General features: G+C 64.8%; 31 protein-coding genes. 6 read left to right on the top strand and 25 right to left on the bottom strand.

The genetic code is table 11. From position 1 onward, the window contains the following. Positions 1-54 precede the first annotated feature (54 nt). On the top strand, positions 55-393 hold the full coding sequence (locus ACM0M4_RS03465; protein ID WP_003085225.1) for a histidine triad nucleotide-binding protein: 339 nt from the start codon (positions 55-57) through the stop codon (positions 391-393). Positions 394-492: 99 nt separating this feature from the next. Further along, the gene (coq7, locus tag ACM0M4_RS03460) at positions 493-1,140 is read left to right on the top strand and encodes a 2-polyprenyl-3-methyl-6-methoxy-1,4-benzoquinone monooxygenase (protein WP_003085224.1); all 648 of its coding nucleotides are present in this window, start codon (positions 493-495) and stop codon (positions 1,138-1,140) included. A gap of 54 nt (positions 1,141-1,194) precedes the next feature. Here coq7 and speD read toward each other — a convergent pair whose 3' ends face one another. Both speD and ACM0M4_RS03450 read right to left on the bottom strand, forming a co-directional pair. Beyond that, the gene (speD, locus tag ACM0M4_RS03455; RefSeq protein ID WP_003101641.1) at positions 1,195-1,989 is read right to left on the bottom strand and encodes an adenosylmethionine decarboxylase; all 795 of its coding nucleotides are present in this window, start codon (positions 1,987-1,989) and stop codon (positions 1,195-1,197) included. Positions 1,990-2,308: 319 nt separating this feature from the next. Beyond that, positions 2,309-2,731, bottom strand: a complete 423-nt coding sequence (locus ACM0M4_RS03450; protein ID WP_003085219.1) for an OsmC family protein — start codon at positions 2,729-2,731, stop codon at positions 2,309-2,311. A 271-nt stretch (positions 2,732-3,002) separates the two neighbouring features. Here ACM0M4_RS03450 and crp point away from each other — a divergent pair, with 271 nt between their 5' ends. After that, positions 3,003-3,647, top strand: a complete 645-nt coding sequence (gene crp / locus ACM0M4_RS03445) for a cAMP-activated global transcriptional regulator CRP (RefSeq protein ID WP_003085214.1) — start codon at positions 3,003-3,005, stop codon at positions 3,645-3,647. A gap of 60 nt (positions 3,648-3,707) precedes the next feature. Here crp and trpC read toward each other — a convergent pair whose 3' ends face one another. The 23 genes from trpC to ACM0M4_RS03330 all read right to left on the bottom strand — a co-directional run bounded on the left by trpC (position 3,708) and on the right by ACM0M4_RS03330 (position 21,373). Next, positions 3,708-4,544 (bottom strand): indole-3-glycerol phosphate synthase TrpC, encoded by an 837-nt coding sequence (gene trpC, locus ACM0M4_RS03440; RefSeq protein WP_003085205.1) that lies wholly within the window; start codon positions 4,542-4,544, stop codon positions 3,708-3,710. Continuing rightward, entirely contained in the window at positions 4,541-5,590 is a 1,050-nt protein-coding gene (trpD, locus tag ACM0M4_RS03435) for an anthranilate phosphoribosyltransferase (RefSeq protein ID WP_054375841.1), read from the bottom strand. Before trpD ends, trpC begins: the two co-directional genes overlap by 4 nt. Position 5,591: 1 nt before the next feature. Then, on the bottom strand, positions 5,592-6,197 hold the full coding sequence (locus ACM0M4_RS03430) for an aminodeoxychorismate/anthranilate synthase component II (RefSeq protein WP_003113175.1): 606 nt from the start codon (positions 6,195-6,197) through the stop codon (positions 5,592-5,594). A 347-nt stretch (positions 6,198-6,544) separates the two neighbouring features. Then, entirely contained in the window at positions 6,545-6,802 is a 258-nt protein-coding gene (locus tag ACM0M4_RS03425) for a hypothetical protein (protein WP_023464274.1), read from the bottom strand. Continuing rightward, positions 6,799-7,161 carry a hypothetical protein gene (locus tag ACM0M4_RS03420; protein WP_014602438.1) on the bottom strand — a complete coding sequence of 121 codons (363 nt, stop codon included), beginning with the start codon at positions 7,159-7,161 and terminating at the stop codon, positions 6,799-6,801. Before ACM0M4_RS03420 ends, ACM0M4_RS03425 begins: the two co-directional genes overlap by 4 nt. Continuing rightward, on the bottom strand, positions 7,158-7,787 hold the full coding sequence (locus tag ACM0M4_RS03415) for a glycoside hydrolase family 19 protein (RefSeq protein WP_003113192.1): 630 nt from the start codon (positions 7,785-7,787) through the stop codon (positions 7,158-7,160). Before ACM0M4_RS03415 ends, ACM0M4_RS03420 begins: the two co-directional genes overlap by 4 nt. Positions 7,788-7,819: 32 nt before the next feature. Further along, entirely contained in the window at positions 7,820-8,809 is a 990-nt protein-coding gene (locus ACM0M4_RS03410; protein WP_021263054.1) for a phage late control D family protein, read from the bottom strand. A gap of 57 nt (positions 8,810-8,866) precedes the next feature. Further along, entirely contained in the window at positions 8,867-9,073 is a 207-nt protein-coding gene (locus tag ACM0M4_RS03405; protein WP_054375842.1) for a tail protein X, read from the bottom strand. Next, the gene (locus ACM0M4_RS03400; RefSeq protein WP_003085182.1) at positions 9,048-9,920 is read right to left on the bottom strand and encodes a phage tail protein; all 873 of its coding nucleotides are present in this window, start codon (positions 9,918-9,920) and stop codon (positions 9,048-9,050) included. The genes ACM0M4_RS03405 and ACM0M4_RS03400 overlap by 26 nt, the downstream gene beginning before the upstream one ends. 9 nt (positions 9,921-9,929) lie before the next feature. After that, entirely contained in the window at positions 9,930-12,167 is a 2,238-nt protein-coding gene (locus ACM0M4_RS03395) for a phage tail tape measure protein (protein WP_054375843.1), read from the bottom strand. A 169-nt stretch (positions 12,168-12,336) separates the two neighbouring features. Next, on the bottom strand, positions 12,337-12,681 hold the full coding sequence (locus ACM0M4_RS03390; protein ID WP_003085178.1) for a phage tail assembly protein: 345 nt from the start codon (positions 12,679-12,681) through the stop codon (positions 12,337-12,339). Between the two features lie 14 nt (positions 12,682-12,695). Beyond that, the gene (locus ACM0M4_RS03385; RefSeq protein ID WP_003085175.1) at positions 12,696-13,199 is read right to left on the bottom strand and encodes a phage major tail tube protein; all 504 of its coding nucleotides are present in this window, start codon (positions 13,197-13,199) and stop codon (positions 12,696-12,698) included. A gap of 12 nt (positions 13,200-13,211) precedes the next feature. Beyond that, complete coding sequence (locus tag ACM0M4_RS03380; protein ID WP_054375844.1) at positions 13,212-14,372, bottom strand: phage tail sheath subtilisin-like domain-containing protein; 1,161 nt, start codon at positions 14,370-14,372, stop codon at positions 13,212-13,214. Between the two features lie 42 nt (positions 14,373-14,414). Further along, positions 14,415-14,855, bottom strand: coding sequence for a tail fiber assembly protein (locus ACM0M4_RS03375; protein ID WP_003085172.1), 441 nt, complete (start codon positions 14,853-14,855; stop codon positions 14,415-14,417). 8 nt (positions 14,856-14,863) lie between these two features. Further along, positions 14,864-16,972, bottom strand: a complete 2,109-nt coding sequence (locus tag ACM0M4_RS03370) for a phage tail-collar fiber domain-containing protein (protein WP_015502281.1) — start codon at positions 16,970-16,972, stop codon at positions 14,864-14,866. A 1-nt stretch (position 16,973) separates the two neighbouring features. Continuing rightward, on the bottom strand, positions 16,974-17,507 hold the full coding sequence (locus ACM0M4_RS03365; RefSeq protein ID WP_003137385.1) for a phage tail protein I: 534 nt from the start codon (positions 17,505-17,507) through the stop codon (positions 16,974-16,976). Continuing rightward, the gene (locus ACM0M4_RS03360) at positions 17,500-18,387 is read right to left on the bottom strand and encodes a baseplate assembly protein (RefSeq protein ID WP_003085151.1); all 888 of its coding nucleotides are present in this window, start codon (positions 18,385-18,387) and stop codon (positions 17,500-17,502) included. The genes ACM0M4_RS03365 and ACM0M4_RS03360 overlap by 8 nt, the downstream gene beginning before the upstream one ends. Continuing rightward, positions 18,384-18,710 carry a GPW/gp25 family protein gene (locus ACM0M4_RS03355; RefSeq protein ID WP_003085143.1) on the bottom strand — a complete coding sequence of 109 codons (327 nt, stop codon included), beginning with the start codon at positions 18,708-18,710 and terminating at the stop codon, positions 18,384-18,386. The genes ACM0M4_RS03360 and ACM0M4_RS03355 overlap by 4 nt, the downstream gene beginning before the upstream one ends. Before the next feature lie 152 nt (positions 18,711-18,862). Beyond that, positions 18,863-19,420, bottom strand: coding sequence for a phage baseplate assembly protein V (locus tag ACM0M4_RS03350; RefSeq protein WP_003121844.1), 558 nt, complete (start codon positions 19,418-19,420; stop codon positions 18,863-18,865). Next, a complete protein-coding gene (locus ACM0M4_RS03345) occupies positions 19,417-19,932 on the bottom strand; it encodes a hypothetical protein (protein ID WP_054375845.1) in 516 nt (171 codons plus the stop codon). Before ACM0M4_RS03345 ends, ACM0M4_RS03350 begins: the two co-directional genes overlap by 4 nt. Positions 19,933-19,953: 21 nt before the next feature. Further along, on the bottom strand, positions 19,954-20,307 hold the full coding sequence (locus ACM0M4_RS03340) for a phage holin family protein (RefSeq protein ID WP_003101619.1): 354 nt from the start codon (positions 20,305-20,307) through the stop codon (positions 19,954-19,956). Positions 20,308-20,765: 458 nt separating this feature from the next. Then, positions 20,766-21,125, bottom strand: a complete 360-nt coding sequence (locus ACM0M4_RS03335; RefSeq protein WP_003085135.1) for a hypothetical protein — start codon at positions 21,123-21,125, stop codon at positions 20,766-20,768. 47 nt (positions 21,126-21,172) lie between these two features. Continuing rightward, positions 21,173-21,373 (bottom strand): TraR/DksA C4-type zinc finger protein, encoded by a 201-nt coding sequence (locus ACM0M4_RS03330; protein ID WP_003085132.1) that lies wholly within the window; start codon positions 21,371-21,373, stop codon positions 21,173-21,175. 202 nt (positions 21,374-21,575) lie between these two features. Between ACM0M4_RS03330 and ACM0M4_RS03325 the strand changes: the two genes are divergently transcribed. The 3 genes from ACM0M4_RS03325 to prtN all read left to right on the top strand — a co-directional run bounded on the left by ACM0M4_RS03325 (position 21,576) and on the right by prtN (position 23,015). Next, a complete protein-coding gene (locus ACM0M4_RS03325) occupies positions 21,576-21,746 on the top strand; it encodes a hypothetical protein (RefSeq protein ID WP_016252929.1) in 171 nt (56 codons plus the stop codon). A gap of 84 nt (positions 21,747-21,830) precedes the next feature. After that, the gene (gene prtR / locus ACM0M4_RS03320) at positions 21,831-22,601 is read left to right on the top strand and encodes a transcriptional regulator PrtR (RefSeq protein WP_003085129.1); all 771 of its coding nucleotides are present in this window, start codon (positions 21,831-21,833) and stop codon (positions 22,599-22,601) included. Between the two features lie 99 nt (positions 22,602-22,700). Then, complete coding sequence (prtN, locus tag ACM0M4_RS03315; protein ID WP_003085128.1) at positions 22,701-23,015, top strand: pyocin genes transcriptional regulator PrtN; 315 nt, start codon at positions 22,701-22,703, stop codon at positions 23,013-23,015. Positions 23,016-23,128: the final 113 nt, after the last annotated feature.

Raw genomic sequence — 23,128 nt, 5'->3', positions numbered from 1 at the left:
TCGCGACGGGCACCGCTACACTCGGGAAAGCACCCGAGGCCGGAGGAATCGCCCATGGACTGTCTGTTCTGCAAGATCGTGGCGGGGGAAGTTCCCGCGCGCAAGTTCTACGAAGACGAGGAAGTTGTCGCGTTTCACGATATCGGCCCGCAGGCGCCGGTGCACTTCCTGGTCATCCCGAAAAGGCACATTCCCACCCTCGAGCACCTGACCGAGGCAGACCGGCCGCTGGCAGGCCATATCCTCTTCACCGCCCAGCGCCTGGCCCGGGAGCAGGGCTGCGAGGAAGGCTTCCGTGTGGTGATGAACTGCAACGACCTTGGCGGGCAGACCGTGCACCACATCCACATGCACGTGCTGGGTCAACGCCAGATGCACTGGCCGCCGGGCTGAGTCCCTGCTGGCGCTGCGACATCGCAGCCCGTCCGCAACATCCTGCTATCAGCGCACTTCCGGTAAACTGGTGCGATCTTTCGTTTCCGGAGGTGCGCCATGTCCGCCGACCGCCACTATTCGCCCATCGACCGTTTCCTGCTGCAGGCCGACTCCGCCCTGCGCACCCTGCTGCCGTTCAGCGGCCAGCCGGCGCGACCGTCGCCGGCCATCGTGGAACCCGATGGCGAACTGAGCGAGGAAGACACCCGCCATATCGCCGGCCTGATGCGCATCAACCACACCGGCGAGGTCTGCGCCCAGGCGCTGTACCAGGGCCAGTCGCTGACCGCCAAGCTGCCCGAGGTCCGCGAGGCGATGGAGGAAGCCGCCGAGGAGGAGATCGACCACCTGGCCTGGTGCGAGCAACGCATCCGCCAGTTGGGCAGCCGTCCCAGCGTCCTCAATCCGATCTTCTACGGCCTGTCCTTCGGCGTCGGTGCCGCCGCCGGGCTGGTCAGCGACCGGGTCAGCCTGGGCTTCGTCGCCGCCACCGAAGACCAGGTGTGCAAGCATCTGGACGAACACCTGGCGCAGATTCCCCAGGAGGATCGGAAATCCCGTGCCATCCTCGAGCAGATGCGTATCGACGAGGAACAGCATTCGAGCAACGCCCTGGCCGCCGGCGGCCTGCGCTTCCCGGCACCGGTGAAGCTGGGCATGAGCCTGCTGGCGAAGGTGATGACCAAGAGCACCTACCGCATCTGAATCGCACGCATGAAAAAGCCCGCTCGAAGCGGGCTTTTTCTTTCTCGTGTGCGATCAGCGCGGCATGTTGCGCGCGTAGAAGATCTCCAGCATTTCGTGCTTGAGCCGTTCCGTGACCTGCTCACGCTGTTCCGCCGAGAGCGTCCGGGTAGCGTCGCCGAACAGGTAGTTCTCCAGTTCGAAGTCCTTGAGCAGCATCTTGGTGTGGAACAGGTTCTCCTGGTACACGTTCACGTCGGTCATCTGGTAGGCCTCGCGCGTGTCGTCGGAGAGATAGTTCTGGATCGAGTTGATCTCGTGGTCGATGAAATGCTTGCGCCCCTCGATGTCGCGGGTGAAGCCGCGGACCCGATAGTCGACCGTGACGATGTCCGAGTCGAACTGGTGGATCAGGTAGTTCAGGGCCTTCAGCGGGGAGATCACTCCGCAGGTGGAAACGTCGATGTCCACGCGGAAGGTCGCGATGCCGTCCACCGGATGGATTTCCGGGTAGGTATGCACGGTGATGTGGCTCTTGTCCAGGTGCGCCAGGATGGTGTCCGGCAGCGGGCCCGGGGACTCTTCGATCTGGCTGTCGGTCGGAGTGACCGGCTGCTCGGAGATCAGGATGGTCACGCTGGCGCCCTGGGGGTCGTAGTCCTGACGCGCGATGTTCAGGATATTGGCGCCGATGATGTCGACAACATCGGTAAGAATCTGCGTCAGACGCTCCGCGTCATACTCTTCGTCGATGTACTGCACGTAGGCCTGGAGGTCTTCGGGCGTCTCGGCGTAGCAGATGTCGTAGATGTTGAAGCTCAAGGTCTTCGTCAGGTTGTTGAACCCGTGGAGCTTGAGTTTGCTTTTCACCGTGGGGAACTCTCTCGGTTGCTTGCGGCTCTGCCGCAGGGTTGGGGCATGCCCGTCAGATGCGAACGACGCACCTGCGTAGGACGGTTAACACCTCTTCGCGATGGCGATTGTGGTTTGTTGAGTTGCACGGGCGCCGGCTGGCGCCATTGGTCACCCGACCGGGATGGCTCGGGAAACGTCTATCAGAGCGGAAGAATCTTCCGAACTGAACGGCCGCCCGACGGAATCGCGCGGCACGAAAAAAGGGGCGCATTATGCAGAGCCAATCAAGCCTCCGCCAGAGTTTGCGCCCCTTTTATGATGACCGGATGTCGTCTCAGCCGAGTTCGACGATCTCGTAGTCGTGGGTGATCTCCACCCCGCCGCGACCGAGCATGATCGACGCCGAGCAGTATTTCTCCGCCGACAGCTCCACCGCGCGCTTGACCTGGGCCTCCTTGAGACCGCGGCCCTTGACCACGAAGTGCACGTGGATCTTCGTGAACACCTTGGGCTCCTCGTCGGCCCTTTCGGCCTCGAGGAAGGCTTCGCAGCTCTCCACCGGCTGGCGCGCCTTCTTCAGGATGCTGACCACATCGAAGTTGGTGCAGCCGCCGAGGCCGATCAGGACCATCTCCATAGGGCGCACCCCGAGGTTGCGTCCGCCATGGTCCGGCGGACCGTCCATGACCACCACGTGGCCGCTACCGGACTCGCCGAGGAACATCGCCTCGCCCGCCCACTGGATACGCGCTTTCATCGTTCAGACTCCCGCCGGCAAAGGGCGCCAGCTTAGCACAGGGCCCAAGGACAGTACGGGATCACAGTCCTGATAGCTGCGTCGCAAAATCACATCGACCTTCATGGTCCGTCTGTTAAGCTGGACGCGGTTTACTGGCACACTTCCTGATCTGCCCGGTTGGGGGGAGCTCTCCGCTGAGCTCCCGGGCCCTGGCAGGTCTCTCCATAAGAACTCAAAAAAACATCGCCTTGTACGTCAGGCATATTCTTTATTCTTTCGGGACTCGGGCATGGTAGCTATTACCCACACACCCAAACTCAAACACCTAGACAAGCTGCTCGCACACTGTCACCGCCGCCGCTACACCGCAAAGAGCACCATCATCTATGCCGGCGATCGCTGCGAAACGCTGTTCTTCATCATCAAGGGTTCGGTCACCATCCTCATCGAGGACGACGACGGCCGCGAAATGATCATCGGCTACCTCAACAGCGGTGATTTCTTCGGCGAGCTGGGATTGTTCGAAAAGGAAGGCAGCGAACAGGAACGCAGCGCCTGGGTTCGCGCCAAGGTGGAATGCGAAGTCGCCGAGATCAGCTATGCGAAGTTCCGCGAACTGTCGCAGCAGGACTCGGAGATCCTCTACACCCTCGGCAGCCAGATGGCCGACCGCCTGCGCAAGACCACCCGCAAGGTGGGCGACCTGGCCTTCCTCGACGTCACCGGACGCGTCGCCCGCACCTTGCTGGACCTGTGCCAGCAACCGGACGCCATGACCCACCCGGACGGCATGCAGATCAAGATCACCCGCCAGGAGATCGGCCGGATCGTCGGCTGCTCGCGGGAAATGGTCGGACGCGTGCTGAAGAGCCTGGAGGAGCAGGGCCTGGTGCATGTGAAAGGAAAGACCATGGTGGTCTTCGGCACCCGCTGAACAGCACCCATGAAAAAGGCCGGTCGCAACCGGCCTTTTTCATGGGATTCGACAGCGCGATCAGTCAGGATCGGCGCCCAGCACCACGCCGCCACGCTCCTGGAAGAACAGGCGCTTCAACTCCAGGCCAGGATCGTCGGCCCGCATGAACGCCTCGCCAACCAGGAAGGCGTAGACCTCGCTGACTTCCATCAGCTCCACGTCGGCCCGGTTGAGAATACCGCTCTCGGTGACCACCAGGCGGTCGCGGGGAATTTCCGGCAACAGGTCGAGGGTGGTTTCCAGGCTCACCTCGAAGGTGTGCAGGTTGCGGTTGTTGATGCCCACCAACGGCGTGTCCAGGGTCTTCAGCGCACGTTCCAGCTCGGTGCCGTCATGCACTTCGACCAGTACGTCGAGACCGACCGACTTGGCAGTCGCCGCCAGTTCGGCCATCAGCACGTCGTCCAGCGCCGAGACGATCAGCAGGATGCAGTCGGCACCGATCGCCCGCGCCTCGACGATCTGGTACGGATCGATCATGAAGTCCTTGCGGATCACCGGCAGCGCACAGGCTGCCCGCGCTTCCTTCAGATAGGCATCGGCGCCCTGGAAGAAGTCCACGTCGGTGAGCACCGACAGGCACGCCGCGCCACCCGCCTCGTAGCTGCGGGCTATCTCCGCCGGGACGAAGTGTTCGCGCAGCACGCCCTTGCTCGGCGATGCCTTCTTGATCTCGGCGATCACTGCCGGCTCCTTGCGCTTGGCCCGCTCCAGCAGGGCATTGGCGAAGCCGCGCGGCGCATCGGCGCTACGCGCCAGCCGCTCGACCTCGGCCAGGTTGACGCGCGCACGGCGCTCGGCGACCTCCTCGGCCTTGCGGGCGAGGATCTTCTGCAGAACCGTCGGCACACTCACTGTGCGTTCTCCTCTCTGTAAACGGCGGTGAAGGCCACCAGTTCGTCCATCTTCTCCCGTGCCAGCCCGGTGTGCAGGGCATCGTGGGCGAGTTGAATGCCCTCGTGCAGGCTGGTCGCCAGATCGGCAGCGTACAGTGCCGGGCCGGCATTCATCACGATCAGCTCGGCGGCCTTCTGCCCAGCCTCGGTCTTGCGCCGCCCCAAAGCGTCGCGGATCAGTTCCAGCGAGGCCTGCGGACTGTCGACCTCCAGCCCCATCAGGGTCTGGCTCTTGATCCCGAAGTCCTCGGGACGCACTTCGTACTCGCGTACCTCGCCGTCCTTCAACTCGGCAATGTGGGTCGCCGCGGCCAGACTGAACTCGTCCAGCCCGTCGCGCGAATGCACCACCAGCACATGCTCGCTGCCGAGACGCTTGAGCACTTCAGCCAGCGGCTTGCACAGTTCCTGGGTGAACACCCCGACCACCTGGTGCCTGACTCCCGCCGGGTTGGTCAGTGGGCCAAGCATGTTGAACAGAGTCCGCAAGCCCAGCTCGCGGCGCGGACCGGCGGCGTACTTCATCGCCTTGTGGTGGACCTGGGCGAACATGAACCCGACGCCGACGGTGTCGATGCAACGCGCCACCTGTTCGGAGGTCAGTTCCAGGTAGATGCCGGCGGCTTCCAGCAAGTCGGCGCTGCCGCTCTTGCCGGAGATCGCGCGGTTACCGTGCTTGGCGACCTTGCCGCCAGCGGCAGCGACCACGAAGGACGCCGCCGAGGACACGTTGAAGATGTTCGCGCCATCGCCGCCGGTGCCGACCACGTCGACCACATGCTTCAGCGTAGGCAACTGCACGCCGTCGGCCAGTTCGCGCATCACCGCCACCGCGCCGACGATCTCGTCGATGGTTTCGCTCTTCATCCGCATGCCCATCAGGAAAGCGCCGATCTGCGCGTCGGTGCACTGCCCGGTCATGATCTGGCGCATGACCGCCTGCATTTCCTCGGTGGTCAGGTCGAGCTGGTTGACGATGCGATTGAGGGCTCCCTTGATATCCATCTCAGTTACCCTCCCCACGCACGCCGCCCTGCTGGCGGAGGAAGTTGGCCAGCAACTCGTGGCCCTGCTCGGTGAGGATGGACTCGGGATGGAACTGCACGCCCTCGACATTCAGGGTCTTGTGGCGTACGCCCATGATCTCGTCGAGCGATCCGTCGGCATGTTGGGTCCAGGCGGTGACCTCCAGGCACTCCGGCAGGCTCTCTCGCTTCACCACCAGCGAGTGGTAGCGCGTCACCGTCAGGGGATTGGCCAGGCCGGCGAACACGCCGAGGTCCTTGTGGTGGATCGGGCTGGTCTTGCCGTGCATCACCTGCCGCGCCCGCACCACTTCGCCGCCGAAGGCCTGGCCGATGCTCTGATGGCCAAGGCAGACACCGAGCAGCGGCAGCTTGCCGGCGAAGCGCTCGATAACGGCCAGCGAGACGCCGGCCTCGTTGGGGGTGCAGGGACCGGGGGAAAGGACGATGCGCTCGGGCGCCAGGGCCTCGATCTGTTCCACGCTCAGTTCGTCGTTACGCACCACCTTGACCTCGGCCTTGAGCTCGCCGAAGTACTGCACCAGGTTGTAGGTGAAGGAGTCGTAGTTATCGATCATCAGCAGCATGCTGGCTGTAACCTCTTGATTTCATTCCTATGCGAATCGCATCACCCGGCTTTCGCCACACCCGTTTCCCGGCGCGCTCGCGGAGGAAGGGGGAGTGGATCGTCGGCATTATGCCTGTGGAAAACGGGGTACGCAGGGAGACGTGACCGGCCAGGCCGGCGAAGAAGAAGTCAGGCGCGCCAGCGCCAACGGGCGAATGCCTTGATGAGGGAGGTGATGATGCTGCTGAGGTGGATCACGATAGCGGTCTCACGGAGCCATGTTGGGGAACATAGCCCAGTGGGGAGGATGGGTGCAACAGCGGGATGTCGGAAGAAAGGCCGATCCGAGAGGATCGGCCGAAAGGTTTAGCGGCAGGCACGCAACGCCGCCTGCAATTCGAGTTCGTAGCCCTGCCGCTGGCGGCGCTCGGCGAGCAATGCGCGAACCTTGGCCTGCAGCGAATCGCCGGCCTTCAGCGTGGCGCCGGCCCAGCTCGGCGGGCGCACGTCAGGTACACGGCAGGGCACTATCAGGGGAACCTCGACGCGCACGGGGCGAGGTGTCGTCGGCGAGGCTGCGCAGCCCGCGAAAAGCAGACAAAGCCCCAGCAGGAGACGAGTCATAGTCCCAGCTCCCGGTCGATCGCCGCACCTGCCGCCTGGCAGTCCGTGCCAAAGTCGGGTTCCTGGAGCAGACGCACGGCCGCGGCATACTGCTCCGCGGCTTGCGCCCTGGCCTCGCCGAGTGCCTGCTCGGCATCCTTCGCGCGCCTCTCGGCGCTCGCCCGCACCGCCGCCAGCGCGCGCTGCTGCTCATCGAGCAAAGCCTCGAGCTGGCCGCTGGCGACGCGGCTGGCAGTGAGCTGGCCCAGGGCCTCCTCCAGTTGCGGACGATAATGGCGGGCAACCAGGCCGCCGCCGAGCAAGGCGCCGGCCAGCAGGACCAGCAACACGGCCGGCAGGAGCAGAGCGAGCCGGCTCATGACAGCACCGCCCTGGCCCGCTGCCACAACGCCAGGCGCTCCGCCTGGCCATTCAGGCCGCCGTTGATGCGGCGGGTGATGGCAGCGAACTCGCCGCGGTCGGCCAGCTCGTTGAGCCCGTGACCGGCCCACCACCAGGCGGCGCTGCGGGCCGCCGGCACGGGCTGCTCCAGGCGCCAGGGCTCGGCTTCCAGCGGCTCGCCGAGGGCCTCGCCGACCAACCGGTAGTTGGCACGCCCGGTGATTTGTAGCAAGCCACGCCCGCGAAAGCGCCAGCCATCGCCGGACGCTTCGTCGCCATTGCCGTTGCGCGTGGCGTAGGTGTTGTCGGCAATCGCCTGCGGATTGCGCGCCAGCCGCAAGGCCAACGCGTTGGGCTGCCCGTCGGGGCCGAGATAGCGGCCCGGCCAGGTCGCCGCCAAGCCTTGGGCACTGTAGTTGAGGTTCTCCACCAGCCGGGTCAACTGGCTGCTTTCGTGGCCGACCTGGGCGAGAAACGCGGCACGCCGCGCCGGTGTGTCGATCTCCCTCTCGTCCATGGCCCGTTGCAACGCCACAACGAAAACGCCCGCGACGAGGCGGGCGTTGGGAAAAATGCGCAGCAATTGCTGCTCGGTCAGTTTCATCGATCCTCCTGCACTCCGATGGGTTTCAGGCGTCACCCCTTGCCGCCTCGGCCGCCGTTGCATTGCACGACAGTGGTCCATCCGCTGGAGCTGTAGGTGTGCTCCACCGAGTCGATCAGGAACTCGCCGTCGATTCCCGCCTTGAAGCCTTGGAGCAGCAGGCTGCGCTCGGCGAACAGGTCGCCACGCCCTGGCAGTTCCAGGCGCACACTGGCGCTGGAGCGGCTGAAGCTCGCCAGGCGAGCCTTCGCCGCCTGCTCGGCCTCTCCACGGCTGGTATAGAGGTGCCGGTCGACATGCTCGCCCATAGCCGTAGCCGGTGCCTTCGGGTTCTTCAGCTCGACGCTCTTGACCTCGCCGCTGCCGGGCAATTGGTAGCGGGTCTTCACCGTTCTCATCAGGCTGCGGTCGTCGAAGGTAACGTCGAAGCTACCGACGTCAGCACGGCCCAACACCAAAGGTTCGATCCGACGCCCCGTGGCGCTCTGCCCGCTCTGTCGCGGCAGCACCATGAGCATGCCCTCGGCCAGCTTGGCGGTGCAGTCGTACTGGCGCGCCAGACGGGTGACGAAGTGGTAGTCGGACTCATTGACCTGGTCGACCCGGGCGATCGCCACCTGCAACGGACACTCCACGCGCCAGCCGTTGCGTGCGCCAACATCGCGGCAGACCTGAGCCAGGGTAGTGCCCTCCCAGCCGCCGCTGCGTATCGTCTTGCCACTGCCGCGCATGTCGCCGGCCTTGGCAGTGACGGTCAGGCAGTCCGGCGGACCAGCCCACTGCAAGGTGTCCACGGTAAAGCGTCCCATGCGCATCAGTGGCTCGCCGGCATAGCCGAGATGAACCTCCAGCACCGCACCGCGCCTGGGTAAGGCCAACTGTCCATCGCGATCGTCGAGCCTCAAGGTCAGGCTGTCGGACTCCATGCCCGGCTTGTCCAGCAAGGTCAGCTTGAGCAGGCGGTCATTCAGCCGCTGGGTGACGTCGGTGCCGTCGGCAACGATACGGAAACTCGGTTGCACCTGGTTTCTCCAGAAAAGAAAAACCCCGCCAAGGCGGGGTTGCGGGTGAGCGGTCGATCAATCCCACAGGCGCACCTGTTCGACATTGACCACCGGCATGTCAGGGAAACTGATCAGCAAGCCGGCGCGGAATGGCTGCTGCCCATCGGCCAGCCCGGGATTGGCGTCGAGGGTCGCCTCGACGCAGCCCAACAGATGGCCATAGACGTGGTAGCAGAGGCTGTCCAGCATGTCGCCGTCAGCGGTTCGGCAGGTCGTCGCCATAGCGCTTGAACTCCAGGTCGAAGGTTTGTTTGCGGGGAGCGCCGTTGCCCAGCAGGGCGCTCTGGTTCTCGCTGATCCGCACCAGACACCAGAGGCCCATCTGCACCTCGCCGTAGCCGCTGCTCAGGATCAGCGGCTCACGCCGCTCCGCCAACCGGCGCAGCGCTTCGAGCTGCTCCAGACCGACGACCTTTTCCTGGTTACCTACCTGTCGACGCAGCGGGAATACCGCACCCTTGAGCAGGATGCTCTCCTCGCCCATGCCGACGCTCTGCAGCGCCGGCCGCCGACCCAGGCGCACCTGCCCGCTCCAGTTGTAGGCACTGTTGCGCTGCAGGGCGTCGAAGGCGGCAGTATTCAGGTTGAAGTAGAACGGTTGGGCATTGGCGGTCAGCGGCTGCAGTACCAGCAGGTGCGGCAAGGGCGCTGCGGCCTCGCTCGGGGGCGTCGCCGAGGGTGCCAGCAGCCACGACGGCAGCACCCCCGCCAGCGTCGGACTGATGTCGCCAGCGACCTTGCCGACCGCCTGCGCGGCACTGTTCACCTGCACCTTCAGCGCATCCAGGCGTTCGTCGATACCAAGCAACGCCCGGCTCGCCCGGTCATAGGTGGAGACCACGCGGTTCACCTTGCCCTGCGCCTGGCCGATGCCGCGCATGGCACGCTGCAGCCGGGCAGCCATTTCCGGCGATACGCCGGGCAGGTTCTCCAGCTCCGCGGCTGCGCCGCGGATCTCGCTGATCGCGCCGTTCACCGGAGCGACCACCTTGTCCAGACTCTTGCGTCCGGACTCGCCGGCGCGACCCAGGTACCTCAGGCCGGCCTGCAATTGTTCCAGATATGCCATGGGGACTCCTTAGACCATCGCCGGATCGTAGAGGCTGCGCCGCTGCCGCTCGTCGGCGAAGTCGACAAGCATGCGTTGCAGGTAGGGCAGCAACTCGTCGGCCAGGCGCTGCGGCTCGTGTACGTTGCCTTGCACCGTCAGGTTGATCTGCGGCGCGAAGGTCCAGTTGGGCGCAGCCGCGACGGGCTCGGCCTGTGGTGCGGGCACCGCCGGCTTGTTGTCCGAGTCCGCCGGCGGATCGCCAGCCAGACTGCGTCCCAGACGCCCCCCCAGTTCGCTACCGCCCCAGGCGCCGATAGCGCCGCCAACCAATCCACCGATCAGCGTACCGACCACCGGCACCACCGAGCCGATGCTCGCTCCCAGAGCGGCGCCAGCCAGGGAACCAGCCAGGGAGCCACCGGCCTCGCCATAGGCGATGGTCTTTTCGCTCTCCGACAGGTCGCTGGAGTAAACCTCAGCAACATCGATCAACGACGAGGCCACTTGCAGCGGCGCGTTGCGTATGGGCAAACGCGACAGGCGCGGCAGCTTTCCTGCCATCGCCCCCAAGCCTCCTCCGGCCGAGAAGCCAAGGGATGGAAGGGAGCGGGCCTTCACCCCACCGCCCTTGCCTCTCTTCCTGCGTGGTGTTTGACCGCGCTTTCGTTGTGCCGGCCTCCTCGCGGACTCCAGCGTAGAGTCGCCTCCCGGCACCGGCCAGTTGGTAACGAACACGCGCTGTATTTCGCTACCACCCGATACCCGGCCTGCACCCCGTTCGATCAGGTCGCCGACGGCAGCGGTCCCTCGCCGACCGAGCCGACCGCCACGCAGCACGTCGATAGCGCCGCGCCCTCCCTTGTAGGCGAGATACCCGGATAACACCGCACCTGCGGCGGCGGTAAGACCGGCCGTCGTCCGCGGATAGGCTTCGAGCAGCTCCGCAGTCGACTCGCCGAGTGCCTTGCTCCCCTTGGCCAGGTTGTCCAGATATGGATTCAGGGCGCTGCCCAAAGCGGTCTGCGCCCTCTCCCAACTGTCGCTGGAAGCCTTCCACAGCTCCTGGGACATCCCCTTGCGACGCTGCGCATCGCGCTCCGAAGAGCCTACGGAAGACTGCTGGGATTCGAGCAAGCCCTGGAACTCGCCGCGCGACGCTCGATAGGCTTCAAGCGCCGGCGACGCCACGCCGGCGCTGAGCTTGCCGCCCTTATCCCGATAGCGCGCAGCCAGCTCCAGGTTGGCCTCCAGCAGACTCGCTCCGTCCTTGCGCAGCGCTTCCAGGTCCCGGTCGTAGTCCTGGCCATAAGCGCGTTTCAAGCTGCCGCTGCCGACGAACTCCAGCCAGGCCTTCATCCGCACGTCCGCTTTGTCTGGCGTGGTGTTCTTTGCCTGAATCTCCAGCAAGGCACCCAGTGCACCGACATCGCCGGCCGTGGCCTCTCCCGCATTGCCCAGCGCTGACAACAAGGCAGGCAGGCGACGCGCCAGGGCCTCACTGCCGACTCTGCCTTTACCCAGGACGACCAGGCGGTCGAGGGAGGCGGACAATTGCTCTGGCGAGTCCGAACCCTGGGCCAGTTGCAACGCTCGAACCAGCCCCGCAGCCTCGGCTGAAGCAATCCCTTGGCCAAAGCCGAAGCGGCCCGCCAGTCCCAGATTCATTTGCGCGGCGGCGAACCCCATGCCGGTGGCGTTCAAGTGCTCCAGCATGTCCAGCGTCGCCGTGCGTCCCAGGCCGCTCTGGCTTGCACTGTCCTGGATCAGGGATGCCAAGGCTGGCTCCCGGCCGGCGTCCAGGCCGTTGCGGATCGCCAGGTCGCGCAACCGCGCTTGATAACCGGCAGCCGTCTTGCTGGCTTCCACGACCAGTCCGGAAAATGCGCTAGCCAATGGCATTGCCTGGCTGGCCTGCTCCAGCCGTTGCAGGCCGCGGACCTGCATATCCAGGCCACGCTGCATCTCGCCCAGTCGAGCGTAGGCATCGCCCGCGGCCCTGGCCTCGATGCCGAGTCGCTTCAGTTGCTCCTGGCGTTCGCCAAGCTGCCGGGCATGCTCAGCAACGCCGCGGTCCCCGACCTTGCGCATATCGGCGAGTTCTCGCTCCAGGCGTATGGCGTCTCCCAGCACATCTCTCAGGCTGGACGCCTGGCGGGAACGTTCCTGGAGACTGTCGAGCCGTGCCTTGACGGTCTCGAATGCCTTGCCCAAGGAGGGGTCGGCGATGCCGCCGATGGAGACCACCAGGTCCATGTCTTTACTCATGACGGTTCGTCTCGTCTGTTATCGATGTCCGCCTCCGCGGACCTACTGAAGTAGCGCGGGCGCCGCTCGCCTGGCGGACGGCGCCGTCGCTCACTCCTCGCCCTCGGCGAGCCACCAGAGCAGGTCGCCCAGGGTCATGCGCTCCAGTTCGCTGGCCTGGAAGCCCAGCTCAATGGCCAGGCGCCTCGCCAGTTGACGCATACGCGAAGGTGTCGTCCGTGTCGTCTTGCACCAGGCGAAAGTAGGCGCCTTGCAGCCGCTGGTAGTCGCTCAGCTTCAGCCCCTCCAGGTCCTGGCGGCTGACCTGCGCCAGCGAGGCGAACAGTTGCAGTTCGCGCTCCTCGGCATCGTCGCCGGCCACCTTGCCGGCCAGGCGGATATCACGCACGGTGGGTGCACGCAGGGTCAGCGTGTCGACGCTGACCCCGTTGCACTGTGCCGGACGCGAGAGACGAACGAGGGCGGCGTCAGCATCCAGCGTCAGCCAGCCCGGCAGTCGATTCTCTTGGGTCATGTCCGGAGCTCCTCTTACAGGCCGAGGTCGTTGCGCATGCCGGCCAACTGGTCGACACCGTTGATCGCGCGGACACCGTTGACCGGATCGATCTCGTAGACCTCGCGGCCATCGACTTCCAGCTTGTAGTAGCTGACCGCAACGGCGTACTTGAACTCGGCTTTCTCGCCGGCCTTCCAGTCGCCCGGGTCGACCTCCTTGAGCAGGCCGCGCAGGGTAGCCACCACTGGCACGCTGGCGCCCTTCTGGCCCTTGAAGGAGCCGCGGAACACGCCATTGAAAGCGCTCTGGTCGGCCAGGCCGAAGAAATTCAGTGCTTCTCGGCGGGCACCGTTGGTGGAGAACTTGGCCTCCATCGCCTCCAGGCCCATGTCGATGGATACCGGCGCATCCATGCCGCCGGCACGGTATTGCTCGGTCTTCACAGCCAGCTTGGGCAGGGTCAGGGATGGCACGTCACCGGCGAAGCTCACGCCGTCGATGAACAGGTTGGTATTGGTCAGGGTTTGCGGAATCATCACGGGCGCTCCTTAGGCGACATCCAGAACTTCGGTGAGCCACTGATCGGTCACCTCGACACGGAAATTGGGGTTCTCGGCAGGCGGCACATCGGTGAAGCGGATGTTCCAGTACACCTTGCCCTGGGCCAGCTGGCTGGCGCTGTTCAGGTCTGGGTCGGCATAGACCTCGAAGTTGATCACCGCGCCCTGGTTCTTCAGATCGCGCATGAAGGCGCGCAGGCCCTCGGTGACATCCTTCACGTAGGTCTTGGTGATGCCGCGGTCCACCGCCCACTTGTGCCCGGCGAGGATCGCATCCATCACCAGGTCCATGGTCCGAACGCGGGTGACGAAAGCCCACTTGCTGTCGCTGGACAAGGTGCGATTGCCCCACAGGCGATAGCCATCGTCGCGAATGATCGTGGCGATATTGGCGTTGTTGAGCAGGTTGGCGCGACAGGTCTCATCACCGTCGAGGAACTCCACCGGACGGCTGGTGCCGGTGATGCCCTTGATCTCCTTGTTCGACGGCGACGACCAGAAGCCGTACTCGGCGTCGGTCCAGGCGAACAGGCCGGCGGCGTAGGCCGAAGCCGGGGCCTTGCGTGCGGCATTGGTGGCGCTGTCCCAAACCTGCACGCCCGGGTCGACCATGAACAGGCGCTTGCTGCCGAAGTTCTTGGCGTAGGCGACGGCCGCCTCGTCGGTGCTATTGGGGCCATCGAGAATGGCGATGGCCCGCAGTTTCTCGGCCAGCCCGTCCATGGCGGTGGCCACCGCTTGCTGGGCCGAATGACCCGGCGCAACTAGTAGACGCGGCTGAGCATTGAAGCGGCTCTTGCCGTCTAGCAGAGCCTGAAGTCCGGTGCGCTCGCCGGCGGCGCTGACACCACCTATGACGGCGCTGGCCTGGGCCTCGGGAGTCTCCGCGGCTTCCACGCCCACCGCCACGATCACGGCCTGGGCACGGTTATAGATGGCGTCGCAGGCCAGGTAGATAGACGAGCCGATGCCGAACGCCGCGGCGGCGTCCTTCTTGCTGGTGAGCAGCACCGGAACGTTGGGCTTGGCGCTTGCCTGCGCCCCCGGCGTGAACACATCGCAGAGGCCGATGACGGAGCTGGCCGGCAGCGCGATGGTGCGCGCACCGATATCGACGTTGGTTACCGTAACGCCGTGGAAGAAACTCATAGGTAGATCTCCATTAATGAAAAACCCCGCACGGGGCGGGGTTCAGGGGGTGATGAGCGGTTCGAGCCACAGCGGCGGCTCGGGTCTTGCGCCTAAATCAGGAAACGCCGCGGATGCCGGCCAGTCTCGAAGGCTGGCGCGGTACAGCGTGAGTTCGAGCAGTTGCGCCTGGTTCAGGGTCGTAATCTTGCCCAGGTCGAGCTCATCCCGGTGACGGGCGATGGGGCCATCAGTAAGCGTCAACTGGCGATCGCGCCAGATGCGCTCACGGTGGGCCAGGACCTCTTCTGCCGGGGCCGGCGGGTCGATACAGAACGGACGGCCGGCGGCGTCGGCGACGATCTGCTTGCCCTCGCTCTGGGCTACCAACAGCGCCAGGTATTCAGCTTCCTCGAGGGGATACATCCGCGCGTCGATGGGCATGCGGTCGCCGTGGACATCCTTCGAATAGAAACCGCCAGTGGCGGCATGGAAAAAAATCATGGGTCACCTCAACAGCCAATGGCCACAAGCCTGATCGCATAGTTCTGGACCGCACCGTGATACTCGGTAGCGACAATCACACACCCCGTGGTGCTGACGCTGACATCTGCGAGGGTGACGGTCGATGCCGACGTCGCCGGCCGCCCCAGTTCCTTGACGCTCGGCACCACGTGCAGGCAGGTAGTGGGAAACGCGATCGGAAAGGTCAGCGAGCGGTTGACGATTCCACCCGGATGATCGCCGACACTCACTGTCATCCACTGCACGATGAGTCCTGTATCGTTATCCTTCCACCAGCCATTCAGCGATCGGTTCGCCGTCGCGGGAACCCCAGCCCCGATATTGTTGCGCGCCCCCGCTGCCGTATTCGAACCAAGACCGCCGCGCGCCAGAGGCAGGATGCCCGACGTGATCTGGGCGGCGTCGTGGTTGTGGCCAGTAGGCGGAAAGGTCGCTGGCTTTCCTGGCAGGGCGGCCCACGTAAAGCCACTTTTCAGCAGATAGTCGTTCGGATTGAAGTCCGCTCCATGCCATACACGCCGCCATGGATACCAGGTGTTGGTGTAGCGGCAACGAAAATAGAACCCTTCACCGTCATAAACCTGGTATGTCTGGTAGATGAAATTGGTGCCTGCATTATGCACTTGAAGCAAGCCGGCCCGGGGGACCGGGTAGTTCGCCCCACTTTCGGCCTGTGCATTGGCCGTCTGGTACCACCATCCCGACGTGATCAGCGAGTTGAGATTGACCGCACCGCCCAAGGCCCCGTCCGCCTCCTTGCTGAACGAACCACCTATGTCGCAGCGCTTCCAGGGCAGCCAGTCCCGGGCGCTAGGGTTGGCCGCGTAGGACACCCGTACATACATCTCGGATGTAGCGTTGTAGCTCGTTGCAATCTGCGAAGCATTGCCGTTCTGATCCGGATAGAACATCGACTGGATGTAGAAGTACCGTCCGGCAACAGGTCCGTTCGCATGATTGGTCAGCATCAACGGCACGGTCGCGGTGTTCGGATCGCTAGTGGTCGAGACAGCAGTAGCCAACCCGCGCGCGAATACCGGCAAACGCTGCTCGGCCAGCACCCCGCTGACCAACTTCGAAGCATCCAGCCCGGGAATGTCCGTCGCCGCCAGCGCCATTCCAGCAGTCACCCTTCCCTTCGTATCCACGGTCACCTTCGGATAGCTGCCCGCTGCCACACCGGTAGCGGAAAGACTCAGCGGCGCAGAAACATTGGCACTGCCGTCGAAGGTCACCGACCAGGAGGCATCGCCACTGGCTGCCAGGCTACGCGGTGCGGCCAGCCTGCTGGATGACACGGCGTTGCCATCGACTCGCAGCGCATCGGTGATGCCATAGCCGGCCAGGGTGGTGGCCTTGTTCGCTTTCTGCGCCAGTTTTCCGTCGGTATCGGCCTTGGTATAGGCATCTCCGATCGCATAGCCGGCCAGGGTGCTCGGATTGCTGCCCTGGGTGACCACCCCGTTGGCGTTCACCGTGACCGAGCGATAGCTGCCCGCCGTCACGCCGGAAGGCGCCAGGCCAATGCTGCGGTCGGCAGAAAGATCGCCCCCACCGACCAGGCCATTGCCAGCCAGGATCTTGCGGCCCTTGAAATCGGCAGCGACCTTTTCCTTCACCCAGTCCTGAGTGGCGTAGATGATGCCGTTGTCGATCAGCAACTGGACATTCTCCAGGCCGGAGAGCGCGATGTTCACCCGAATGGTCTGGGTCCGCGCACTGCCACTTTCCATTGCTGCCTTGTAGCTGGGCGGGCAGTTGGATACCGCGACGAACTTGCCGTCGGCATCCTGCAGGCCGATCTCGCGGATCCAGAAGCCACCTACCTCAACTGGTAGCACCACCTCGGCAACCAGAGTATTGATGTTCTTGTCCGACACGAACAAGCGATTGAGCTGCGCCCGGTAGCGCTGGTTGATCAGTTTCGTCTGCGTGGCTGCGGGTATCGGATCCGGAGTAGCACCCGGTGCGCCGCCAGCATCGCCGATCAGCATATGAGTCGGCTGCCATTTCTTGCCTGCTGCGCTGGCCGCAGCCAGCGCAGCGGCACCTATGTCGGTGAGCAGGCCACCGTATTTCGGAGTATTGGTCGTCATGTCACTGTTTCCAGGGGAAGATTTCCAGGGTGTCGCCGTCGGTCACGGCCAGTCCGTGACGGGACCGGATTACCGGGGTGATGCGCAGGTCCAGGCGGGTCAGGTGTCGGCTCACCGGGCGGACGTCATCGAGCAAGCGCTCCAGCTCCAGTACGGTGCCTTCGTCGATGCCACGGTCGCTGACGTCCACGGTGATCTCGAAGGTCCCCGGCACGCCGGTCGGGCTTCGCTGCCACCATTCGGTGACCTCGCTCAGCGCACCGATCGGCTCGACCACTTGGCGCAACGCGGTCAGCGTGCCTTTGCGCTGGTGCAGGACGAAGGACGTCGCTACCGCATTGCGCTTGGCCTCGTCGCTCCAGTCCGGGTCCCAGCGGTCCACCGAGCGCGTCCAGGCCAGGTAGGGCAACAAGGCCGCCTCACAGCGTGCCGGATCGTTAAGCTCACGAAGCGGCACCGGCAGTTCGGCAGGCAATACATCACCCAGAGAGCGTTCCAGTGAACTCCTGTTTGGCGGCAGCAGTCGGCTACTCATCGACGCCTCCCAAGGTGATCGCGTACCCCGTGCAATAGGCCGCCTGGGTTTCATCCAGGACCACGTCGGCCGCAGGCTCCTGCAGTTCGACGCGCTGCACGCCTTCGACATGCAGGGTGGCGAACAGGGCCGAACGCCGGATGTCGCGGCCCAGGCGGCGCTGGGCGGAAATGTAGTCGCGCAGCGAAGCCTCGGCGGCGGCACGGATCAGTTCCGCCTCGGGACCGGGAAACAGGTAGAGCTGCGCCTTGACCTGATAGGGAACGATTCCTGCCGAGCGCACCGTTACCCGATCCGCGACAGGACGCACGTCCTCCGCGTTCAGCGCCAGGCGCACTGCCTGCAACACCGCTTCCGGTGCCTGCCCGTTGCCTTCCACCCCGAGCACGCTGATCAGCACTTCGCAGGGCGCCGGACTGGTCGCAGAGGCATCCGCCACCCTTCCATCCGCGCCCAGCGCATGGGCTATATAGGCGTTCCGCGGTCCTGCGACGGATAGCTGCTCGAACGCGAGCTGGATGCGATTGCGCAGCGACTTGTCGCTCTCGTATTGCGCCTCCACCGGCGGTACCGCCTCGGGCTGAGCGGGCCTGATCAGCAAACGCTGCACATTGAAGCCGGCACCGATCTGGTCGAGATCGGCACCGCTGGCGTATGCCAGCATCACCGCCCGCGCCGCATCGTTGATCCGCGCCCGCAGCAGCAGTTCTCGATAGGCCGCCAGTTGCAGAAGCTTGAGAACCGGATCGGACTCCACCTCCGCTGTCCATTCGCCAGCCATGGCTTCGCGGAAGTCACCCAACAGCTCCTGGTAAATCGTCTCGAAATCGAGGTTTTCGATAACCTCTGGCTCCGGCAACTGGGAAAGATCGATGATCACGCCGAGACCTCCATATTGATGTTCTCGCCCTCGAACACGCCGCTCAGGAGCAGATCCACGCGGCCATCGACGACTGCGACGACTCGCACGGCAGACAATGCGATGCGCGGTTCCCAGCGCCCCAGGGAACGGGCTACCTCGGCCTGCACGGCGCTTTTCCAGCCTTCGCTCACCGGCATGTCGACCATCCGCCGCAGCTTGCTGCCGTACTCGGGGCGCATGCGCCTGCTGCCCAACGGGGTGGTCAGGATGTCCTCGACGGACTGTTTAAGATGAGCCAGGCCGGACAGGGGCAGCCCGCTACGGCGATCCATCCCGATCATCGCCCTGCCCTCCCGCTCCGGCAGAGACAGGCCGCGCCTGGCTCCGAATGGCTGTGAGTGTTGCCCATGGCGAACTCCGCAAACGAAAAGGCCCGCTCGCGCGGGCCGGTTGAATGTTCGACGGACCGCCCTTCGGCAGCCCCGTCGTATGTTCAATGGGTGTGGTGGTTGCTGTTGCCGGCGGTGTCGATGATCGAGCCGCCGCCGAGGATGTCTCCGCTGACCGTCAGTGTCCCGGCGATCTCCACCGGTCCTTCCAGGCTGATCTTCGGCGCCTTGAGACTGACCGCCCCGTCGCTGACCCGCACCTCGCTGGCGCCGACCCTCACTTCCACGGTGCCGCTGGGCAGCTCGACGCGGTAGCGATGCGCAGCCCAGTCGTAACTCAACGAGGCGCCGTCGTCGAAACGCCAGGTCTCACTGCTGGCGCTGTTGTCCGGCGCCGTGCCCGCATCGCCGTACAGACCGGGAATAAAGGTACCCATTGACACTCCGCCCGACGGGCTGAGCAGTATCCCCTGTTCGCCTATGCTCGGCGCACGCCAGTGGCGAACCTTGCCGGCTGCCAGGGAGTGCCAGCGCAGCCAGCCGCTGGTCCAGTCGCCGGAGCGCACCCGTACCCGCGCCGCTGCCAGGTCCACGGCGACCACCACGCAGGGCAGGATCATCGCGGCGAGCATGCGGTCATGCTCCGCACTGACATAGCTCATGCCAACGCCTCCGGAGCGAAGTAGTCCGGCTCATGGCCGGGGCCGGTCTGCGGGTCGAAGCCCAGCATCAGGCTGCCCGGCGGCTGGTCCTCCCAGGCCCACTCCGGGTCTCCGAGACGCAGCGACTGCGTCCACTCGACCAGCCAGACACGCAGGCTCTTCAGCTCCTCGCGACTGCCGTCGACGGCCGAGCGTACGAAGCGCGCCGGTTCCAGAGACAGGTTCCAGGTCTGCTCGCGCAATGTCCGAACGATTCCGCAAGCAATGGATACCGCCTGGCGATCGCCATCAGGCGGCACCATTATCCGCGCCTGCAGGCGGCACAGCAGGGCGCTCTCGCCGGTACCGGGATCGCGCTCGGGCAGCAGCTCGGCCATTTCCAGGGAAACCGCCGGGGTATTTTCCGGCACGCCTGGCCAGAAGCCGATCAACTGCGCCTCCGGCAGACGCTCACGCAGTACCTGCTCGATGGCCGCGTACAGAGCCTCGAGCGTAACAGCCTGTTCAGGCATGGTTGACTCCTTCGATCAGTTTCAATGCGGACCACGGTCGTCCGACTGTTCCTCGGGCAGCTCGCAAACCCCCAGGCGCCGGGCGGCCCAGCGTTCGTAGAGACCGACGGCGATCTCCGCGCCGGCCGCGGCGGTCAGGCTGCCCAGCGCCGCGGCGAACAGCAGCGCGGCGCCGCAAGCCAACGCCAGCAGCATCACCGCCACGCCGCAGACGATCGACGCGCCGGAGCGCAGCGCCAGGCGCCGCAACAAGGCCCAGCCGCCGAGACCGGCCTTGTCGGCACGCCACATCTCGCCGCTGACGCCGCCCAGCGCGGCGAGCAGGATCAGTACCCAGAGCGGCATTTCCGTCAGTGTCTGCGGTTCGTTGCCCATGGGTCCCTCCTTGGCAGGCAGCGCCGGGAACGTCCGCACGAACGTTTTCCCGGGCAATAAAAAACCCGGCGCCAGGGCCGGGTTCCGGTGCTTCACGAGTGCCTCCCTGGGGACGCACCTTTACAAGAATGACTACTTTTTACCGCCCGATTCCCAGCCCGGCAATGCCTTCTCGACAATCCACCGCAATAGGAGGGAGACGCACCACGATATGAGGGTGATATACCGCCCTGGAAACCTTCGCCAGGCATCCGGGCAAGCGCATACCCACTTCCGATATGGAAAAGCCCGGCATCGACTGACGAAAAGGATGGCTACGCCAGCCCGACCCCGCCTCTACCGTGCAGGGTCCGCTGCTGTGCATGGGGCTCGCCGCCTCCATGGGCGACAGGCATAAAAAAACCGGCCCGAAGGCCGGTTGGAAAATTCCAGGGGGGACCGGGATCCGGTCCAGGAACTCAGGCCGCCCGTCGCAGCAGGCCGTCCTGGATACCCTGGTGCGCCACATGCAGGCGCAGATAGAAGGTGTTGCGGCTGCAACCGCAGTGACGGTACTTCTGCTCGGGGAAGCTGTCGCGATTGAGATAGTGCTCCACCACCACGGTCTTCAGTTCCTCGGGTAGGCGATTTACCAGACGATCGACCTCCGCCACACGGTCGAGGATCACCCGGCTGCCACGGTGGCCGCGGACCACCTCGCCCTTGCTGGCGATCAGCATGGCGATCAGGTTGCCGCCGGCGTAGCCGCCTCCGTTGCTGCCTGGCGCGTGCATTTCCTCGGCCCAGAGCTTGAGCATTTCATCGATGGCTTTGATCACGGTCGTGTCTCCTTTCACTGCCCGCGAGGGCTCGGCATGAGGTCGGTTCAACGGCGCTCGTGGCGGTCCTGGCAGTCGATGCAGCGACTGCAACCCGGTGCCGCCCGGCGGCGCGCCTGGGGAATGGGCTCGCCGCAGTCCTCGCAGTCTTCCGCGGACTCGCGGATGGCCAGCGCCGGGCGCGCCGCCAGGAGGCCGTCGAGGCGAGCCAGGACCAGTTCGTTGGCGTGATCGGCAAGGTCAGCCATGGAAAGCCTCCCTGGCGTGCCCGACGCCCGACGGCCGAATGGATGGAACATGACAGATGCGCGGCGCCGGTTCGGCGACCTGCGTTCCTCTGCGCGGAAATGGCGAGTGCGTATCTCGCGACATGGCAATGACTCCCTGTACGACGCCGCCGTACCTGAAGCAGGTCGGCGACAGAATGAATGAGCGGGACGGAGCGTCTGCATGGACGGCGCTCCGGCCCTCCAGGTGCCGGAGCGCTTTCCCATGGCCCCGGCACCCAAGCAGTCGGCACCTGCATCGTCGGTCGCCGACAACCGGGTGCGTCCCTGCACCCATGTGAAATCTCTGAAAGGCGGGTGGGAAGTTGTGGAACTCACCCCTTCCGCTTTCTGACGGAAGAGAAATTACAACCAAAGCTATTTATCGTCAACACCTAGGCTCTTTACAGAAAATTCATCGGTCTGTAGATTGCCGAGCATGGACAAGAGCACCCAGATCCCGCCCGACAGCTTCGCCGCTCGCCTCAAGCAGGCCATGGCGATGCGCAACCTGAAGCAGGAAACCCTCGCCGAAGCGGCAGGGGTTTCGCAGAACACCATTCACAAGCTGACCTCGGGCAAGGCCCAGAGCACCCGCAAGCTGATCGAGATCGCGGCGGCCCTGGGCGTTTCGCCGGTCTGGCTGCAGACCGGCGAAGGCACTCCAGCCGCGCGCAGTGCCGTGTCCGTGGCCGATGGCAGCCCATTGGTGCTGGAACCGCTGCATCCGTGGGACAGCGACACACCGCTGGACGAAGACGAAGTGGAACTGCCGCTGTACAAGGAAGTGGAGATGTCCGCCGGCGCCGGACGCACTGCGGTACGCGAGATAGAGGGGCGCAAGCTGCGTTTTTCCTATGCCACGCTGCGTGCCTCGGGCGTCGATCCGTCGGCGGCGATCTGCGCCCAACTCACCGGCAACAGCATGGAACCGCTGATCATGGATGGCTCCACCATCGGCGTGGACACCGCCACCACCCATATCACCGATGGCGAGATCTACGCCCTCGAACATGACGGCATGCTGCGGGTGAAGTTCGTCTATCGCCTGCCCGGCGGCGGCATTCGGCTGCGCAGCTTCAACCGCGAGGAATACCCGGACGAGGAGTACTCGCCGGAGGACATGCGCAGCCGCCAGATCAGCATGATCGGCTGGGTCTTCTGGTGGTCCACCGTACGCCACCGGCGCGCCCCGTCCCTGGTGCGGTGAGCGCCTGGCGCTCGCCCGCACTACAACTCCAGCTATTGCACAGAAAAACAACCTGAGCTATATTTCCTTCAACGACGCGTAGCCGCAGGAGGGAATACCGTGCAGCCAACCATCGCCCCTACCACTCCGATTCCACGCCAGGAAACCGTGGAATTGGTCTACCGCATCTTCGGCGACGTCCTGGTGCCGCTGGAGCAGGTCCGCGAACGCTGGTTTCGCAACCTGAACAAGGAAAACTTCAGCAAGGCCCTGGCATGCGGGCGGATCGCCCTGCCAGTGACGACCCTCGACGATAGCCACAAGGCCATGCAGTTCGTGGCCCTCGATCACCTCGCCGCCTACGTCGACCAGCGCGCGAACCAAGCCGGAAGCGCCCGTCGAGCACAGCCAGGCGCGGACAGCATCGCATCCTGAGCGGCCCGCCGTTGCCAGCATCGTAGGGAGCGACACCATGCTCCGCCTGGCGGATATCGCGTCGCGATATTCGCCCTACGAAAGCGGTTCCGCGTAGGGCGAAGCCAATGCGA

This window comes from Pseudomonas sp. 18-147, assembly GCF_051048045.1.
GTDB classification, from domain to species: domain Bacteria; phylum Pseudomonadota; class Gammaproteobacteria; order Pseudomonadales; family Pseudomonadaceae; genus Pseudomonas; species Pseudomonas aeruginosa.
The sequence above is the reverse complement of the archived record's forward strand: the minus strand, read 5'-3'. Positions and strand labels throughout refer to the sequence as shown.

Coding starts and splice junctions, on each gene's coding strand:
- ACM0M4_RS03465 (WP_003085225.1), top strand. CDS start 55: ATGGACTGTCTGTTCTGCAAGATCGTGGCGGGGGAAGTTCCCGCGCGC.
- coq7 (WP_003085224.1), top strand. CDS start 493: ATGTCCGCCGACCGCCACTATTCGCCCATCGACCGTTTCCTGCTGCAG.
- ACM0M4_RS03450 (WP_003085219.1), bottom strand. CDS start 2,731: ATGAAAGCGCGTATCCAGTGGGCGGGCGAGGCGATGTTCCTCGGCGAG.
- crp (WP_003085214.1), top strand. CDS start 3,003: ATGGTAGCTATTACCCACACACCCAAACTCAAACACCTAGACAAGCTG.
- trpD (WP_054375841.1), bottom strand. CDS start 5,590: ATGGATATCAAGGGAGCCCTCAATCGCATCGTCAACCAGCTCGACCTG.
- ACM0M4_RS03430 (WP_003113175.1), bottom strand. CDS start 6,197: ATGCTGCTGATGATCGATAACTACGACTCCTTCACCTACAACCTGGTG.
- ACM0M4_RS03425 (WP_023464274.1), bottom strand. CDS start 6,802: ATGACTCGTCTCCTGCTGGGGCTTTGTCTGCTTTTCGCGGGCTGCGCA.
- ACM0M4_RS03420 (WP_014602438.1), bottom strand. CDS start 7,161: ATGAGCCGGCTCGCTCTGCTCCTGCCGGCCGTGTTGCTGGTCCTGCTG.
- ACM0M4_RS03415 (WP_003113192.1), bottom strand. CDS start 7,787: ATGAAACTGACCGAGCAGCAATTGCTGCGCATTTTTCCCAACGCCCGC.
- ACM0M4_RS03405 (WP_054375842.1), bottom strand. CDS start 9,073: ATGGCGACGACCTGCCGAACCGCTGACGGCGACATGCTGGACAGCCTC.
- ACM0M4_RS03400 (WP_003085182.1), bottom strand. CDS start 9,920: ATGGCATATCTGGAACAATTGCAGGCCGGCCTGAGGTACCTGGGTCGC.
- ACM0M4_RS03395 (WP_054375843.1), bottom strand. CDS start 12,167: ATGAGTAAAGACATGGACCTGGTGGTCTCCATCGGCGGCATCGCCGAC.
- ACM0M4_RS03390 (WP_003085178.1), bottom strand. CDS start 12,681: ATGACCCAAGAGAATCGACTGCCGGGCTGGCTGACGCTGGATGCTGAC.
- ACM0M4_RS03385 (WP_003085175.1), bottom strand. CDS start 13,199: ATGATTCCGCAAACCCTGACCAATACCAACCTGTTCATCGACGGCGTG.
- ACM0M4_RS03380 (WP_054375844.1), bottom strand. CDS start 14,372: ATGAGTTTCTTCCACGGCGTTACGGTAACCAACGTCGATATCGGTGCG.
- ACM0M4_RS03375 (WP_003085172.1), bottom strand. CDS start 14,855: ATGATTTTTTTCCATGCCGCCACTGGCGGTTTCTATTCGAAGGATGTC.
- ACM0M4_RS03370 (WP_015502281.1), bottom strand. CDS start 16,972: ATGACGACCAATACTCCGAAATACGGTGGCCTGCTCACCGACATAGGT.
- ACM0M4_RS03365 (WP_003137385.1), bottom strand. CDS start 17,507: ATGAGTAGCCGACTGCTGCCGCCAAACAGGAGTTCACTGGAACGCTCT.
- ACM0M4_RS03355 (WP_003085143.1), bottom strand. CDS start 18,710: ATGATCGGGATGGATCGCCGTAGCGGGCTGCCCCTGTCCGGCCTGGCT.
- ACM0M4_RS03350 (WP_003121844.1), bottom strand. CDS start 19,420: ATGAGCTATGTCAGTGCGGAGCATGACCGCATGCTCGCCGCGATGATC.
- ACM0M4_RS03345 (WP_054375845.1), bottom strand. CDS start 19,932: ATGCCTGAACAGGCTGTTACGCTCGAGGCTCTGTACGCGGCCATCGAG.
- ACM0M4_RS03340 (WP_003101619.1), bottom strand. CDS start 20,307: ATGGGCAACGAACCGCAGACACTGACGGAAATGCCGCTCTGGGTACTG.
- ACM0M4_RS03330 (WP_003085132.1), bottom strand. CDS start 21,373: ATGGCTGACCTTGCCGATCACGCCAACGAACTGGTCCTGGCTCGCCTC.
- ACM0M4_RS03325 (WP_016252929.1), top strand. CDS start 21,576: ATGGACGGCGCTCCGGCCCTCCAGGTGCCGGAGCGCTTTCCCATGGCC.
- prtR (WP_003085129.1), top strand. CDS start 21,831: ATGGACAAGAGCACCCAGATCCCGCCCGACAGCTTCGCCGCTCGCCTC.